This window comes from Saccharothrix obliqua (assembly GCF_019375475.1).
Classification (GTDB): Bacteria; Actinomycetota; Actinomycetes; order Mycobacteriales; family Pseudonocardiaceae; genus Actinosynnema; species Actinosynnema obliqua.
In genome coordinates this window covers 542606-558353 of sequence record NZ_JAHXGQ010000003.1, presented here as the reverse complement: position 1 = coordinate 558353, position 15748 = coordinate 542606, and the positions used below count along the sequence as shown (strand labels likewise).

Genomic DNA, 15748 nt, shown 5'->3' with positions numbered 1-15748 from the left:
TCAACCACACATACTGGGAGTGCGTCATGCGGGCACTGGAAGTCGTCCTACCCGGCGTCGTCGAACCCGAGGGCCTGGAGCTGCGGCACCGCGACCTGCCGCCGCCCGGCCCCGGCCAGGCGCTGGTCCGGGTGGAGGCGACGGGGGTGTCCTTCGCCGAGCAGCAGATGCGCCGGGCGAAGTATTTCGACCAGCCGCCGTTCCCGTTCGTGCCCGGCTACGACGTGGTCGGCGTGGTGGTCGCGACCGGGCCCGGCGTGGACACCGGCCTCACCGGCAGGCGGTTCGCCGCGCTCACCAAGACCGGCGGGTGGGCCGAGCACGTGCTGCTCGACGCGGCGGACCTGCTGCCCGTGCCGGACGGCGTCGACCCGGCCGAGGCCGAGTCGTTCGTGGTCAACGGGATCACGGCGTGGCAGATGCTGCACCGCGTCGCCCGCGTCACCGCCGGGCAGACCGTCCTGGTGCACGGCGCGAACGGCGGTGTCGGGTCGACCCTGGTGCAACTCGCCCGGCTCGCCGGCGCGGAGGTGGTCGGGACCGCCTCGCCACGCCACCACGACGCCGTCCGCGCGCTCGGCGCGACACCCGTCGACTACCGCGACCCGCGACTGGCGCGACGGGTCCGCGAACTCGCGCCGTCCGGGGTGGACGCCGTGTTCGACCACGTGGGCGGACCCGGCATCGTGGACTCCTACCGGCTGCTGGCCCCGCGCGGCGTCCTCGTCGCCTACGGCACCGCGTCGACCCGCGACGTGCGCGGGTCGTCCCGACTGCCGGTGCTGAAGCTGTTCGCGCGCCTGGCGCTGTGGAACGCCCTGCCCAACGGCCGCCGCGCCACGTTCTTCAACATCTGGGCGGGACGCCGCGACCGGGCCGCGTTCCGGGCCCGGCTCGCCGACGACCTGGGCGCCGTCCTCCGCCTGCTCGCGACGGGCGGTGTCCGCGCGCAGGTCGCGGCACGCGTGCCGCTGCGCGAGGCGGCCCGCGCGGTCGCGCTCGCCGAGTCCGGCACGGTCACCGGCAAGGTCGTCCTGGTGCCGTGAGCACCGGCCGTCAGTAGCGGCAGAGGGCGGTCACGGTGCTCTCGAAGTCCGGGAACTCCGCGCGGGCGGCGGTGAGCAGGTCCGCGGTCGGCCGCTCCCGGCCGGGCGCGAACCGCTCGGCGATCTCACGCAGGTGCTCGTGCGGCAGACCGTCGGGGTCCGGGTACTCGGCGGCCTCCCTCGGCCCCACGCCGCCCGCGAGCAGCCACAGGTACTCGCCCAGGTCACGTGCCACGACCGACAGCTCACCCTCGGAACCGAAGAACACCACGGGCTGCTCCACGACGTCCGCACCGGGGCGGACCAGCCAGAACGCGGCCAGTCCCCCGGTGCCGTCCTGCCCGAGCACCCGGAACTCCGCGCCGTCCAGGTCGTGGTTGCCGGTCCAGGCCCGGATCCAGTCGCCGGTCTCGTCGGCGGGCAGGAAAGCCGCGTACGGCTCGTAGTCCACGCCGTCCTCGTAGTCGAAGACGACCTCGTGCACCGCCGCCAACGCGGGCGGGAACGGGCGTTCGTCGGCGAGCGTCACGCGCGCAGGCTACCGGGCGGTGATCAGGAGCCGAACGCGCGGACCACCGCCGCCATGTCGTCGCCGCCGTTGTGGTCGGCGGCCACCCGGTACTGCTCGTGCAGCGCGCGCATCAGCCGGTCGTCGGTGCCCGCTTCCCGCATCGCGGCCAGGACCAGGTCGGCGTCCTTCACCGCGCCGTCCAGCGCGAACGACGGCGTGAAGTCGTCCGCGATCATCGCCCGGCCCTTCACCTGGGCGTACCCGCTGTCCACCGCGCCGCCGGCGATGGCGTCCAGGAACGCTCCCGGTTCCAGGCCGAGCCCGCGGGTCAACGCCACGGCCTGCGCGGTGGCGGCGGTGATGGACAGCACCCACGAGTTGGCGGCGAGCTTGAGCCGCTGGCCGTCGCCGGGCCGCTCACCCGCCCACACCGTGCGGCTGCCGATGGCGTCGAACACCTCGGCCACGCGGTCGCGCAACGCGAGCGGACCCGCCGCGAGGACGGTCAACGCGCCCTCCTCGGCGGGCTTGCGGGTGCCCAGCACGGGCGCGTCGACGTAGCCCGCCTCGCCGGCCAGCCCCGCGAGGCGGCGCGCACCCTCCAGCCCGACCGTGCCGCTCTGCACCCACACCACGTCCTCGCCCAGGTCGAGGCCGCGCACCACCTCCGCCGTGGAATCGGCGTCGAACAACACGGTGAGCACGACGTCGGCGCCCGCCACGGCGTCCGCCGGGTCCTCGGCGACCCGCGCGCCGTCGTCCGCGAGCGGGCGGGCCTTGTCCGCGCTGCGGTTCCACACCGCCACGGACAGCCCCGCCCGCAGCAGGCTCCGCGCCATGCCCGCGCCCATCATGCCGGTGCCGAGCACCGCGACCGTCTTCGCCACTGGAAGTCCTTTCCCTCTGCTGACCGCAAACCTGCCACCGGGGCCCGCGCGCCGCATCTCGGCGGGGCGGGCGGATGGCGTTGCCGTGCAACGGGAAAACGACTGGCGGCGCGGGAGGTCACCCGCGGGGTGCTCAGCGCGCGACGGTGAACCGGCGGCCCTGGTTGGCGGGGCGCTCGACCTCGTCGAGCAACGCCACGGCGTAGTCCTCGGCGCTGATCCAGCTCTTGCCGTCGGCGTCCACGACCAGGTCGTCCACGCCCGTGCGGTAGTGGCCGGTGCGCTCGCCGGGCTCGATGGTGGCGGCCGGGCTCAGGACGGTCCAGTCCACGTCGGTGACGCCGCGCAGGTAGTCCAGCGCGTCACCGTGCGCGTGCATGATCTGGAGCACCCACTCCGGCAGGCCGGGCGCGTCCCACACCCGCGAGCCGTCGGCGGTGCGCAGGCTGCCCGCGCCACCCACGAACAGCAGGCGCGGCGCGGGGGTGAGCGTCCGCAGGGCTTCCACCAGCGCCTTCGCGGCGGGTGCGATGGTGGCCTGGTGGCCGGGGCCGTCGCCGCCGCCGACCGCGCTGATCACCACGTCGTGCCCGGCGAGCAGGCCGGGCAGCTGCCCGGCGGCCAGCACGTCGCCCGCGGTCGCGGTGAGCCGCGGGTCGGTCCGGTCGAGCTTCGCGGTGTCGCGGACGACGGCGGTCACCGCGTGGTCGCGGCGCAGCGCCTCGTCGAGGATCCGCGAGCCGATCGTGCCGGTGGCGCCGATGAGGGCGATCTTGGCCATGACTGGGTCTTCTCCAAAGTGGACGGTGTGCGCCGGTCGGCGCCTCTAGTGCATATTCAAGCCACGGTCGCACACGCGCGCGAGGTCGGAGGGGGACACGACATGGTGAAAACACGACACATCCCGGAAGTGTCCTACCGGAACTCCGACGCCGCCGGCCTGGGTGTGGAGGTGCTCACGTTGCGGGCGCTGCGTGCGCGGGCCGGCACCAGCCACGACCTGACCAGGCCGCAGCGGCCGGGTTTCCACCTGCTGATGCTGGTGACGTCGGGCACCGGGGTGCACACCGTGGACTTCACGCCCTACCGGCTGCGGCCGGGCGGCGTGGTGTGGGTGCGCCCCGGGCAGGTGCAGCAGTTCCAGCCGCGGTCCCGGTTCGACGGGCCGCTGCTGCTGTTCCAGCCGGACTTCCCGCCGCCCGGTGCGGCGAGCCCGTTCGGGCCGACGCACTGGCAGCTCACCGGGCGCGACCGCGCCCTGGCCACCACCGCCGCCGAGCACCTGGCCGCCGAGTACGCCGCGCTCACCGACGCGCCGCCCGCCGCGGCGGGCGGGCTGCTGGCGCACCTGCTCGGCGCGTTGCTGCACCGGCTGGCCCTGGCGTCCGGCGCACGCGCCCCGGTCTACAACGACGCGTTCCTGCGGTTCCGGGACGCCGTGGAGCGTGATTTCACGGGCCGCCACCGGGTCGCCGACTACGCCCGCGACCTGGGCTACTCACCCCGCACCCTGATCCGCGCCACCCGGGACGCCGTGGGCATGGGCCCGAAGGAGTTCCTGGACCGGCGGATCGTCCTGGAGGCACGCCGCCTGCTCGCGCACACGGATCTGCCCGCGGCGGCGGTCGGCGCGCGGCTCGGCTTCGCGGACCCGGCGAACTTCTTCAAGTTCTTCCGCCACCGCGCGGGCGTCGCCCCCGGCGAGTTCCGGTCGAGCCTGTCCCGCACCTGACCGGCAGCCACCCCCGCCCCCACGCGGGCGACCGCGCTCCGCACGACCCGGCCACCCCGCCGTCCAGCCGCCTCCGCCCGCCCCACCGGGGGCGACCCCGCTCCACCAGACCCGGCCCGCACAAGCCACCTCGGCAACCGCCCGCACCCACCCGGCAGCCAACCGCGACCGCCTCGGTCCCGCGCCGGGCCGCCGCCCCGGCCCCTCCGCTCACCCGATGTCGGCGACCAGCTTCTCCGCCGCCTCGATCGCGGCGAGCTGGTGGGGTTGCGCCTCCTGCTGGCCCTGGTTGTCGAAGTTCACCCCGAACGGGTCCTCGAACGGCTCCTCCACCCCCGCCAGCACCTCGATCACGGCGTGCGCGCAGAACGGCACGTAAACCGGGTCGTAGCCACCCTCGTGCGCGAACACGACCCGCCCACCGCACAACTCGGCCGCCGCCCCGACCAGCATCCGGGCGATCTCGCGGTACCCGCGGGCGGTCACCATCATCCGGGCCAGCGGGTCGACCGGGTTCGCGTCGAAACCCGCCGCGACCAGGACGAGGTCCGGCCGGAACCGGTGCAGCGCGGGCAGCACGACCCGGCGCACGGCCTCCAGGTAGCCGCCGTTGCCGGTGCCGGGCGGCAGCGGGAGGTTGAGCGCGCGGCCGAAGCCCGCGCCGGTGCCGCGCTCGGTCACGAACCCGGAGTTCGGCGGGAACACGCGGTCCTGGTGCAGCGAGATGGTGAGCACGTCCGGGTCGTCGTAGAACGCCGCCTGGGTGCCGTTGCCGTGGTGCACGTCGATGTCCACCACCGCGATCCGCTCGACACCCCGGGAACGCCGCGCGGCCTGCGCCGCGATGGCGACGTTGCCCAACATGCAGAAGCCCATGCCGATGTCGGCGAGGGCGTGGTGGCCCGGCGGGCGGACCAGCGCGTACGCGTTGTCCACCGCACCGTCGACGACAGCTTCGACCGCGCGGATCACGCCGCCGGCCGCCAGGCGGGCGATGCCGAGCGCGCCGGGCCCGAACGGGCTGCCGCCGTCGCCCGCGTCACCGCCGGTGGCGTCGGCCTCGGTCAGCCGGGCCAGGTGGCCGGGCGTGTGCACGAGCAGGATCTCGTCGTCGGTGGCCGGGCGCGGCGCGAGGCGGGTCAGCCGGTCGACCAGGCCGGTCGCCACCACCAGCTCGTGCACGCGGCGCTTGGCCTCGGCGTTCTCGTAGTGCCGGAACGGCTGGAGGCCGCGCCGCGGGTCCGCCGGCAGCAGCCCGGCGTGCGTCCCGGTGTCGTGCCAGCCGTACAGCTCGTGGTACACGTAACCCGTCGACATGGCGGAATCCTCACGGCGGCACGGCCGGTCGTCTTGTCCTCCAGCGCCCGGCCCTTGATCACCGGTGAACGTGCGCCGGCGACCAAGTCCGGTACGCCGCAGGCCAAGACGCCTCGCACGCGCGCGCCGATACTCCGGGACATGACCCACAGCCCACATCCGCTCGACCCGTTCACCGCCGACGAGATCACCCGGGTCCGCGAGATCCTGGTGCAGGCGGGGAAGGTGGGTGACACCACCCGCTTCCCGAGCGTGCTGCCGGTGGAGCCGGCCAAGGAGTCGGTGCGGGCGCACCGGCCCGGCGACCCGGTGGTGCGGCGGGCGCGCGCGGTGCTGCTGGACACGGCGACGGGCGTCGCCGCCGAGGTCGTGGTGAACGCGACCGAGGGCGTGCTGGAGTCCTACCGCGAGCTGGAGCCCGCCAAGGACGGCCAGCCCGCGATCCTGTTCGAGGAGTACGACCGCAGCGCCGAGCTGGTGAAGGCCGACCCGCGCTGGCAGGCGGCCATGCGGCGGCGCGGTGTCGAGGACTGGTCGCTGACGTTCATCGGGCCGCTGTCGCCCGGCTACTTCGGCGAGCCCCTGCTGGAGGGCCGCCGCGTGCTGCGCGCGCTGACGTTCTTGCGCGACCACGTGGACGACAGCCCGTGGGCGCACCCCGTCGAGGGCCTGCTGTGCGAGGTCGACCTGATCGCCAACGAGGTGCTGGCGGTGACCGACGAGGGCGACGTGCCCACGCCCGTCGAGCACGGCAACTACACCGGCGTCCCGGCGCGCACCACGCTCAAGCCGATCTCCATCACCCAGCCCGAAGGCGTGAGCTTCACCGTCGAGGGCAGCGAGGTCACGTGGGAGGGCTGGCGGCTGCGGATCGGCTTCAACGCGCGCGAGGGGTTGACGCTGCACCGCATCTCGTTCGGCGGCGACCCGGTGCTGCACCGCGCGTCCATGGCGGAGATGGTGGTGCCCTACGGCGACCCCGCGCCGTGGCGGAGCTGGATCAGCTACTTCGACGCGGGCGAGTACCTGCTCGGCAAGAACGCCAACTCGCTGAAGCTGGGCTGCGACTGCCTGGGCGTGATCCACTACCTCGACGCGGTGGTGGCCGACGACCACGGCCACCCGGTCACCATCCCCCAGGCGATCTGCATGCACGAAGAGGACTACGGCGTGCAGTGGAAGCACACCAACATCCTCACCGGCGCGTCGGACGTGCGGCGGTCGCGGCGGCTGGTGGTGTCGTTCTTCAGCACGATCGGCAACTACGACTACGGCTTCTTCTGGTACTTCTACCTCGACGGCACGATCGAGCTGGAGGCCAAGGCGACCGGTGTCGTGTTCTGCGGCGCGGGTGGCGACAACCCGTACGGCGCGGAGATCGCGCCCGGCCTGATGGCGCCCATCCACCAGCACCTGTTCTGCGCCCGGCTGGACACCGAGGTCGCCGGTCCGGCGAACACGGTGGACGAGGTCGACTTCGTCGGCGTGCCCACCGGGCCGGACAACCCGCGTGGCAACGCGTTCACCACGACCACGACCGTGCTGGACCGCGAGTCGAACGCCGCACGCCTGGCCGACCCGATGCGCGGCCGGACGTGGGTCGTGCGCAGCGCGGACGCGGTGAACCGGCTCGGCAAGCCGCGTGCCTACCAGCTCGTGCCCAAGCCCGGCCCGACGCTGCTGGCCCAGCCGGACGCGACGGTGTCGGCACGCGCCGGTTTCGCCACCCGCCACCTGTGGGTGACCCGGTTCCACGAGGACGAGCGCTACCCGGCGGGCGAGTACCCCGACCAGCACCCCGGCGGCGCGGGCCTGCCCGCGTGGTCCGCGCAGGACCGGCCGCTGGTGGACGAGGACCTCGTGCTGTGGCACGTGTTCGGGCCCACGCACCTGCCCCGGCCGGAGGACTGGCCGGTGATGCCGGTCGACTACAGCGGATTCATGTTCCGGCCGCTCGGATTCGTCGACCGGAATCCCACGCTCGACCTGCCGGATTTCTCGGCGTGCCGCCACTGCCCGTCGGGTGAATGCCACTGCGCGCACTGACTCCGCCTTGAGCGGCCGGTGAACGGCCGCGAAGCGCCCGATGCCACGCGCCCGGCATCGGGCGCTTCGCCGTCCGCGGGCCGATCACACCCGGCTTCACACCCGCCGGGCGCGGTGGTGCTGCGACCGGGTGCCGCCGGTGCGCCGACCGCACCCGCGAGGCCGCGCCCGCCCGGTCGAGCGGCGCGCGGCCCGCACACCGGCCCCGCGCATTCGACGATGCATATGCACGCGCATGTCCGGAGGGTGACACTCGCGTTACCAAATCGTGCACGGCGGACCGGGCCCGCGATTTGTCGGCCGCGCGCCGCGGAATTCCCCCCGCACCCGCCCCTGACCGGCGCGGAAAGCCGGCGGCGGTGCTCGGGCACGCCACCGGGCGACCGCCGGGACCGCTTTTCCGACCCGGCACTTCCGTATTTCTACGGACCGGCGGCCGACCCCGCCGGTACCACCCTGGCCGAACCACCCGGAAGTACCGACAGGACGGTGGAATCGGTGAGTGTGCTGTCCGTTGAGGACGTGACGGTCGGCCGGTCCGGCCTGACCATCGTGCGGGGCGTCTCGCTCCGCGTCGACGCGGCCTCCGTGACCGTGCTGCTGGGCGCGAACGGCGCGGGCAAGACCACGTTGCTGGAGGGCCTTTCCGGAGCGATCCCGGTGTCCTCCGGCGTGATCCGGCTCGACGGCAGGCCGATCGAGAAGCTGCGGGCGTGGCGACGCGCGCGGGCCGGGCTCGCCCACGTCGAGCAGAACCGGACGGTCTTCCGCGAGATGTCCGTCCTGGACAACCTGCGCGCGGCCTGCCGCCGCGGCGACACCCCGGACCGGGTGTTCGAGCTGTTCCCCGAGCTGGTCAAGCAGATCGACGCGCCGGCCGGTCTGCTCTCCGGCGGTGAGCAGCAGATGCTGGTGGTGGGCCGCGCGCTGCTGGGCAGGCCGAAGGCGCTGCTGATCGACGAGATGTCGCTCGGCCTCGCGCCGATCGTGGTGGCCCGCCTGGCGGCGGCGGTGCGGGCGCTCGCCGACGGCGGCGTGGGCGTGCTCCTGGTCGAGCAGTTCGCCGCCCTGGCCCTCGACATCGCCGACCGCGCCTACGTGCTGGCCCGCGGTGAGGTCGTGCACTCCGGCGACGGGCGGCGGCTGCGTGCCGACGAGGACCTGCTGCGGGCGCTCTACCTGGGCGGCACGCCGTCCGAGACCGGAGTCTGAGCGTGGACGTGTTGCGCCGCAAGCCGCACCCCGTGGTGCTCGGCCTCCTGCTCGCCGCGGTGGTCGCCGCCGCCGGTGCCGGGTTCGCCAACAACAACTTCACCTTCATCCTCACCGGCGCGGCCATCAGCACCGTGTTCATGCAGAGCTACGGCCTGATCACCGGCCGGGCCGGGGTGATCTCCCTGTGCCAGCTCAGCTTCGCCGCGATCGGCGCGTGGGTGGTCGGCTGGGCGAACGTGGCGCGCGTGCCCGGCGGCTTCTACCTGTGGCTCGTCCTGGGCGGGCTCGCGGCGACCGGCGCGGGCGTGCTGATCGGGCTGCCCGCGCTGCGGTTGCGCGGCGTGAACCTGGCGGTCGCCACGTTCGCCTTCGCCACCGCGCTGGACGTCGTGTTCACCGGGTTGCCGTTCCCCGGCCAGGCCGACTACGACTTCGTCCAGCGGCCGGCGGGTTTCACCACCGACAGCCAGTTCTTCGTGTTCACCGTCATCGTCGTGTCCTTGATCTTCGTCGGGCTGCACTACCTGGACCGCACCCGCACCGGCGGCGCGCTGGTGGAGATCCGCCACTCCGAGCGGGCCGCCGCCGCGCACGGCATCAGCGTCGCCCGGGGCAAGCTGACGGCGTTCGCGCTCAGCGCGTTCCTCGCGGGTGTCGGCGGCGGGCTGATGGCGGGTCAGCTCGGCATCGTCACGGCGGGCAACTTCGCCGCGCTCGCGTCCGTGTCGTTCTTCGCGATCGCCCTGTTCGTCGGCACCAACAACGTCGAAGGCGCCATCGCGGGCGGCCTGGTCGGCGCGTTGTTCCCGGTGCTGCTCGACGCGCTCGGCATCCCCCAGGACCTCGCCGCCCTGTTCTTCGGCATCGGGGCGGTCCAGGTGCTGCGCATGGGTGGCAGCCAGACCGACCTGATGCGCGCGCGTCGCCGGCGCAAGCGGGCCGCGCGGATGGACGCGTTGCCCATCCCGCACGCCAACCCGAAACCGCTGGTGCCGATCCGGCTGCGCCAGCCCCGGCAGACCGCGGACGCCACGCCCGTGCTGGAGGTGCGCGACCTGACGGTGCGGTTCGGCGCGCTGACCGCCAACGACGGCATCTCGCTGGCCGTGCCCAGGGGGCACGTGGTCGGCCTGGTCGGTCCGAACGGCGCGGGCAAGTCGACGCTCATCAACACCGTCACCGGGTTCACCGACCGGTACGCCGGGCAGGTGCTGCTCGACGGCACGCCCGTGGACCGGCTGCCCGCGCACCGCCGCGCCCGCCTCGGCCTGCGCCGCAGCTTCCAGCAGCTGCGCGTGCCCGAGCGGCTGACCGTCGGCATGTTCCTCCAGGTCGCGGCGGGCAAGTCGCTGACCTCCGAGGAGGTGGACGAACAGCTCGCGTTGTTCGAGTGCCCCGCCGCCGACGTGCCGATCGAGGCGGTGGACGTCGCCACCCGCCGGTTGCTGGAGGTCGCGGGCCTCGCCGCGGGCCGCCCGCCCGTGCTGCTGCTCGACGAGCCCGCCGCGGGTCACTCCAGCGCGGAGACCGAGCTGCTGCAACGGCGGCTGGCGGAGATCCCCGAGCGCTTCGACACCGCCGTGCTGCTGGTGGAGCACGACATCGAACTGGTCCGCTCGACCTGCGACTCGGTCGTGGTCATGGACTTCGGACGGGTGATCGCCTCCGGGCCACCCGACGAGGTGCTGGCCGACCCCGCGGTCGTCGCGGCCTACCTGGGTACCGCAGCCCACTGAAACACCCGAAGGGAAACACTCTAGATGAGAAAGCACCTCACAGCGGGAGCCGTCTTCGCCACGGCCGCGCTGACCGCATCCGTGCTCGCGGGTTGCGGCAGCGGGGACGGGGACACGATCAAGATCGGCGCCGTCGCCGGTCTGACGGGGCAGTTCATCACCGCGGAGGTCGCCAAGACCGCTCAGCGCGTTTTCGACGACGTCAACGAGTCGGGCGGGATCAACGGCAAGAAGATCGAGTACATCGTCAAGGACGACGCGGGCAACGCGCAGCGCACCGCGCAGGTGGCGCGCGAGCTGGCCGACGCGGGCGTGGTCGCCATGGCGGGCTCCGCCAGCTTCACCGACTGCGCCGTCAACGACGGCTTCTACCGGCAGCAGAAGATCAGCTCGGTGATGGCGGTCGCCGCGACGCCGAAGTGCTTCCAGAGCCCGAACATCGCACCCGTGAACGTCGGCCCGTTCACGCTGATGACCGCCGTGCTGCTGCACGCCACGCAGAAGCTCGGCGACAAGGCGATCTGCAACTTCACCGCCCTGCTGCCCGGCGACGAGGACGCCGTCCGGGAAGCCCTGGCGCGGTGGGAGAAGCTGAGCGGCCAGGCGTTGCGGGTCAACGACATGACGGTGCCGCAGAGCGGTGACCTCACCCCGTACCTGCTGAAGGCCAAGGAAGCCGACTGCGACGCCATCCTGTTCAACCCGTCCGAGCAGCTCGTGGTGCCCTGGCTCCAGGCCGCGAAGACGCAGGGGATGCAGGACGTGGACTTCCTGCTGCTGGCCCCGGCCTACACCGACAGCGTGGCGAAGGCCGTCGGCGGGCTCGGTCTCAACGTGTACGCGGGCAGCGAGTTCGAGCCGTTCACCTCGGACAGCCTCGCGAACAAGGGCTGGCGGGACACCGTGACCCGGGCGGGCGCGGCGGCCACCGCGTTCTCCCAGGGCGGCTACCTGTCCGCGAAGTTCCTCGTCGAGGTGCTCAAGACCATCAAGGGCGAGGTCACCCGCGACTCGGTCAACGCCGCGCTGCGCGACATGACCCCCATCGAGGACCCGATGCTCGGCACGCCGTGGGAGTTCGGCCCCGGTGAGGCGCACGCGCCGAACCAGGCGTCGAAGATCGTCCGCCTCACCGGCCTGCGGTGGGTCGTCGTGGACGACACGTTCGTCACCGTGCCCAACGCCTGACCGGAGGCTTTGTCGTGCTGCAACTGTCCGCGGCCGTCGCGGGGCTGGTGACCGGCGGGGCGTACGCCCTGATGGGGCTGTCCACGCTGCTCACGTACCGGCTCGTCGCGGTGGTCAACTTCGCCCAGGCCGCCGTCGGCGCGTTCGGGGCGTTCGGGATGGTCCTGCTGCACGAGGCGGGTCTGCCGCTGTTCCCGGCCGTCGTCTGCGGCCTGGCCGGCGCCGCCGTCATCCACATGGGGCTGGGTGCGGTGATGGTGCGCTGGTTCTCCGAGGCGGGCGAGGGGGTGAAGGCCGCGGTGACCATCGCGGTCTTCACCGGCCTCGTCGCGGTGGGGTTGCGGTTGTTCGGCGGGCAGCACCCGCACCGGTTCCCCAGCCCGTTCGACAGCCCGGTCGCGACGGTGGGCGGCGTGGTGATCACGTGGACCGCGGTGGTCACCATGGCCCTCGCGGTGCTGTTCGCCGTGCTGCCCACCGTGCTGCTGCGGCGCACGCGGGTCGGCCTGCTGCTGCGCGCGCTGTCCGAGCGGCCCACCACCGCCGAGCTGATCGGCATCCCGGTGCCCCGGCTGTCAATGGTGGTGTGGGGCACGGCGGGCGCGGCGGGCGCGTTGGCGATCATGATCGTCGCGCCCCAGCTCGCCAGCGACTTCGGCTCGCAGGCGCTGCTGATCACCCCCGCCCTGGCCGCCGCCCTCGTGGGCGGGTTCCGCAGCTTCGCGTGGACGTTCGTCGGCGGCGTGGCCCTGGGCGTCCTCCAGGGCCTCGCCAGCACCGTCGTCGCCCTCCAGCAGTACCGCGGCGTCCTGCCGTTCCTGGTGATCCTCGTGGTCCTCCTGTGGACCCGCCGCCGGGACCGCTGGGACTCCATGGCCTGACCGACCGAAGGGGTTACCCATGCGCCACGACCCGCCCGCGAGCCGGCGACGTACCGCGCTCCGGCGCGCCCCCCGCCCCTCCGCGATCCGCCTCTCCGCACCACGACACACCCCGGCCTCGCCGCCCACCGGCGAGCCCACCCCGCACCCGCTCCAGGATCGCGGGCGAGCCGGTGCCGCGCCCCACCCCGCCGCACCACGACACACCCCGGGCCGGCCGCCCACCCCACGCCCGTCCCCACCCCGCGGGCGAACCAGTGCCACGCCCCACCCCTCCGCAGCGCGACACACCACGCACCCACCCCAGAACCGCGGGCGAACGAGCGTCGGGGCCCGTTCCTCCACCGACCTCACCAGCCGGGAGGCGTAGATGCACCCCACCGCGACTCGCGCGGCGGTGCTGCGCGAGTTCAACGCACCGCTCGAACTCGTCGAGGTGCCGCTGCCGCGGGAACTGCCGCCGGGCGCGGCGATCGTGCGGATCACCAGCACCACCCTGTGCGGCACCGACGCGCACCTGTGGGCGGGCGTCATGCCGTTCATCCCGCTCCCGATCATCCTCGGTCACGAGATGGCGGGCGAGGTCGTAGCGCTCGGCGCGCACTCCGGGCGGGACGCGTTCGGCAGACCCGTCGAGATCGGCAGCCGGGTCGTCTGGTCGGAGTCCGTGTGCGGGCACTGCGCCGGCTGCACCGTGCTGCGCGAGCCGGTGCTGTGCGACCACCGCGGCTACGGGTTCTCCCAGCGCTCCGACCGCTGGCCGTACGCCATCGGCGGCCTGTCCGAGTACGCCTACCTGCCGCCCGGCGCGGACCGGATCGTGCTCGCGCCCGACATGCCGGACAACTGGGCGGCCGCCGCCGGGTGCGCGGTGAAGACCGTGGTCCGCGCGTTCGCCAACGCGGGCGGCGTGCAGCCGGGCTCCACGGTGGCGGTGCAGGGCGCCGGGCCGCTCGGCCTGGTGGCCACCGCGTACGCCCGCGCGGCGGGCGCGGGTCAGGTCATCACGCTCGGCGGGCCGGCGAACCGGCTGGCGCTCGCGGCGAAGTTCGGCGCGGACGCCACCATCGACGTCACCGACGTGACCGACCCGGACGAGCGGGTCGCCCAGGTCGAGGAGCTGACCGGCGCGCGGGGCGCGGACCTGGTGCTGGACTTCGCGGGCGCGCCGACCGCCAACCGCGAGGGCGTGCTGATGTGCGGCAAGCGGGGCACGCACGTCGTCGTCGGCATCGCCGGCCCACAGGCCGCGCCGGTGCCCATGGACGTGGTGCTGGGCCGCGAGATCACCGTCGTGGGCTCGCTGAACGGCGACGTGGGCGACCTGGCCCGCGCGCTGCGCTTCCTGTCGGCCTTCGCGGGCCGTTTCGAGTGGGACGCCATGTTCTCCCCGGCCGTCGGCCTGTCGGGTGCGGAGCAGGCGATCCGTGACATGGAGTCGATGGCCGCGGTCAAGGCCGTCGTCGACCCCGGATTGGACTAGGAGACCTCGCCATGACCGACCCCACTCCGCTGCTCAACGTGGCGACCGGCTACATGGCCGCCAAGCAGTTGTTCGCGGCCAGCGAGCTGGGCGTGTTCAGCGCCCTCGCCCTGGGACCCGCCACCAGCCTCGAACTGGCCGAGCGCGCCGAACTGCCGGAGCGCTCCGCCCGCGTCCTGGCCGACGCCATGGTCGGCGTCGGCCTGCTGGAACGCCGGGACGGCAAGTACGCCAACACACCGGCGACCGAGACCTACCTCGCCGGCCGCAACGGGCTGGACCTGCGCCCGCACCTGGCGTTCTGGGACGCCCTGAGCTACCCGCACTGGGTGCACTACACCGAGACCATGCGCACCGCGCGCCCCGGTCCGTTCGAGTTGGACGAGAGCAAGCTCGACGTGCTCCGCAAGGGCGTGCAGACCTACAACGCGTTGCACGCCGTCATGCTCGCCGAGAACTACGACTTCTCGGCGCACCGGCACGTGCTGGACCTCGGCGGCCTGTCGTCGGCGTTCCTCGTCGAGGCAGCCAAGCGCAACCCCGAGCTGACCGGCGCGTTCGTCGCCGACGCGGAGACCGTCGCCAAGGTGCGTGACGCGGTCCACGCCGACCTCGCCGACCGGATCTCCTTCCACGAGGCCGATCCGCTGACCGACGAGGTGCCCGGCCGGTACGACGCGGTGCTGCTGGAGCACGTGGTGCACCGCTTCGACGCGGAGCGGAACAAGACCGTCCTGCGCGCCGCGCGGGCGGTGGTCGACGCCGGCGCGACGCTGCTGGTGCTGGACTTCCTGCTGGACCCCGCCGACGACCGTGCCCTGGACCCGGCCATCGCGGGTGAGTACAGCGTCGTGGACGGCACGGTCGTCCACCCGGAGGACGAAGTGCGCGCCTGGCTCGCCGAAACGGGCTGGCGGGTGCGGGAAACCCGCGCGCTGCCCGGCAGCCCGCGCGTCGTGATCGCGGAGGCCGTGTGATGGTGGCGTTGGTTACCGGAGGAGCGGGCGGCATCGGCGGCGCGATCGCCAAGGCGCTGGCCGGGCGCGGGCACCGGGTCGCGGTCGCCGACGTGGACCCGATCGGCACGGCCCGGACGGTGGAGGAGTTCGGCGGGCTCGGCGTGCACATGGACGTCCGCGACGCCGCGTCGGTGCGGGCGGGCGTGGCGAAGGCCGTCGCGGAGCTGGGGCCGCTGGACGTGCTGGTGCACGCGGCGGGCGTGGTCGGCGGCGCCGGTCCGCTGCTGTCGCTGCCCGTGGAGGCGTTGGACGCGGTGCTCGCGGTGAACGTGCGCGGCACGTTCCTGGTCACCCAGGCGGTCGGCGAGGCGATGATCGCGGCCCGGCGCGGCGGCGCGATCGTGCACATCTCGTCGGCGGGTTCGTTGCAGCCGACGGTGGGCCTCGGGCACTACGAGGCCACCAAGGCGGCGATGAACGCCCTGGTGCGCTCGGCGGCGCTGGAACTGGCCCCGCACGGCATCCGGGTCAACGCGGTCGCACCCGGCCCCGTGGAGACACCGCTGACCGCGGCGGCCATGAACGACCCGGCGGCACGCGCGCCGTGGCTGGAGCGCATCCCGCTGGGGCGGCTCGCGAACACCGACGACCTGGTCCCGACCGTGCTGCTGCTGGCGTCCCTGGAGGCGCGGCACATCACCGGAACCGTGCTGCCGATCGACGGCGGCCAGCTCCTGAGGGGTTGAC

General features: G+C 73.7%; 14 protein-coding genes. 10 read left to right on the top strand and 4 right to left on the bottom strand.

Features of this window, described 5'->3' with window-relative positions:
* The first annotated feature begins 26 nt into the window (after window positions 1-26).
* On the top strand, window positions 27-1046 hold the full coding sequence (locus KZQ38_RS12175; protein WP_219441260.1) for a medium chain dehydrogenase/reductase family protein: 1020 nt from the start codon (window positions 27-29) through the stop codon (window positions 1044-1046).
* A gap of 10 nt (window positions 1047-1056) precedes the next feature.
* Here the strand turns inward: KZQ38_RS12175 and KZQ38_RS12170 are convergent, their stop codons facing one another.
* The 3 genes from KZQ38_RS12170 to KZQ38_RS12160 all read right to left on the bottom strand — a co-directional run bounded on the left by KZQ38_RS12170 (window position 1057) and on the right by KZQ38_RS12160 (window position 3225).
* A complete protein-coding gene (locus KZQ38_RS12170) occupies window positions 1057-1575 on the bottom strand; it encodes an SMI1/KNR4 family protein (protein ID WP_219441258.1) in 519 nt (172 codons plus the stop codon).
* 23 nt (window positions 1576-1598) lie between these two features.
* Window positions 1599-2444 carry an NAD(P)-dependent oxidoreductase gene (locus KZQ38_RS12165; RefSeq protein ID WP_219441256.1) on the bottom strand — a complete coding sequence of 282 codons (846 nt, stop codon included), beginning with the start codon at window positions 2442-2444 and terminating at the stop codon, window positions 1599-1601.
* A 133-nt stretch (window positions 2445-2577) separates the two neighbouring features.
* The gene (locus tag KZQ38_RS12160; protein ID WP_219441254.1) at window positions 2578-3225 is read right to left on the bottom strand and encodes an NAD(P)-dependent oxidoreductase; all 648 of its coding nucleotides are present in this window, start codon (window positions 3223-3225) and stop codon (window positions 2578-2580) included.
* Window positions 3226-3327: 102 nt separating this feature from the next.
* On the opposite strand from KZQ38_RS12160, the gene KZQ38_RS12155 reads away from it, so the two are divergent.
* Window positions 3328-4176 (top strand): helix-turn-helix domain-containing protein, encoded by an 849-nt coding sequence (locus KZQ38_RS12155; RefSeq protein WP_219441252.1) that lies wholly within the window; start codon window positions 3328-3330, stop codon window positions 4174-4176.
* Window positions 4177-4386: 210 nt separating this feature from the next.
* Here the strand turns inward: KZQ38_RS12155 and KZQ38_RS12150 are convergent, their stop codons facing one another.
* Entirely contained in the window at window positions 4387-5493 is a 1107-nt protein-coding gene (locus KZQ38_RS12150) for a histone deacetylase-like amidohydrolase (RefSeq protein WP_219441250.1), read from the bottom strand.
* Window positions 5494-5634: 141 nt separating this feature from the next.
* Here KZQ38_RS12150 and KZQ38_RS12145 point away from each other — a divergent pair, with 141 nt between their 5' ends.
* The 8 genes from KZQ38_RS12145 (at window position 5635) to KZQ38_RS12110 (ending at window position 15747) form a co-directional block, all read left to right on the top strand.
* On the top strand, window positions 5635-7539 hold the full coding sequence (locus KZQ38_RS12145) for a primary-amine oxidase (RefSeq protein ID WP_219441248.1): 1905 nt from the start codon (window positions 5635-5637) through the stop codon (window positions 7537-7539).
* 498 nt (window positions 7540-8037) lie between these two features.
* The gene (locus KZQ38_RS12140; RefSeq protein WP_219441246.1) at window positions 8038-8751 is read left to right on the top strand and encodes an ABC transporter ATP-binding protein; all 714 of its coding nucleotides are present in this window, start codon (window positions 8038-8040) and stop codon (window positions 8749-8751) included.
* A 2-nt stretch (window positions 8752-8753) separates the two neighbouring features.
* Complete coding sequence (locus tag KZQ38_RS12135; protein ID WP_219441244.1) at window positions 8754-10490, top strand: branched-chain amino acid ABC transporter ATP-binding protein/permease; 1737 nt, start codon at window positions 8754-8756, stop codon at window positions 10488-10490.
* A gap of 24 nt (window positions 10491-10514) precedes the next feature.
* Complete coding sequence (locus tag KZQ38_RS12130; protein WP_219441242.1) at window positions 10515-11678, top strand: ABC transporter substrate-binding protein; 1164 nt, start codon at window positions 10515-10517, stop codon at window positions 11676-11678.
* A gap of 14 nt (window positions 11679-11692) precedes the next feature.
* Window positions 11693-12559: a branched-chain amino acid ABC transporter permease gene (locus KZQ38_RS12125; protein WP_219441240.1), complete on the top strand. Its 867-nt coding sequence runs from the start codon at window positions 11693-11695 to the stop codon at window positions 12557-12559.
* A gap of 370 nt (window positions 12560-12929) precedes the next feature.
* On the top strand, window positions 12930-14042 hold the full coding sequence (locus KZQ38_RS12120; RefSeq protein WP_219441237.1) for a zinc-binding dehydrogenase: 1113 nt from the start codon (window positions 12930-12932) through the stop codon (window positions 14040-14042).
* An 11-nt stretch (window positions 14043-14053) separates the two neighbouring features.
* Window positions 14054-15019, top strand: coding sequence for a methyltransferase (locus KZQ38_RS12115; protein ID WP_219441235.1), 966 nt, complete (start codon window positions 14054-14056; stop codon window positions 15017-15019).
* On the top strand, window positions 15019-15747 hold the full coding sequence (locus KZQ38_RS12110) for an SDR family NAD(P)-dependent oxidoreductase (protein WP_219441233.1): 729 nt from the start codon (window positions 15019-15021) through the stop codon (window positions 15745-15747). Before KZQ38_RS12115 ends, KZQ38_RS12110 begins: the two co-directional genes overlap by 1 nt.
* Window position 15748: the final 1 nt, after the last annotated feature.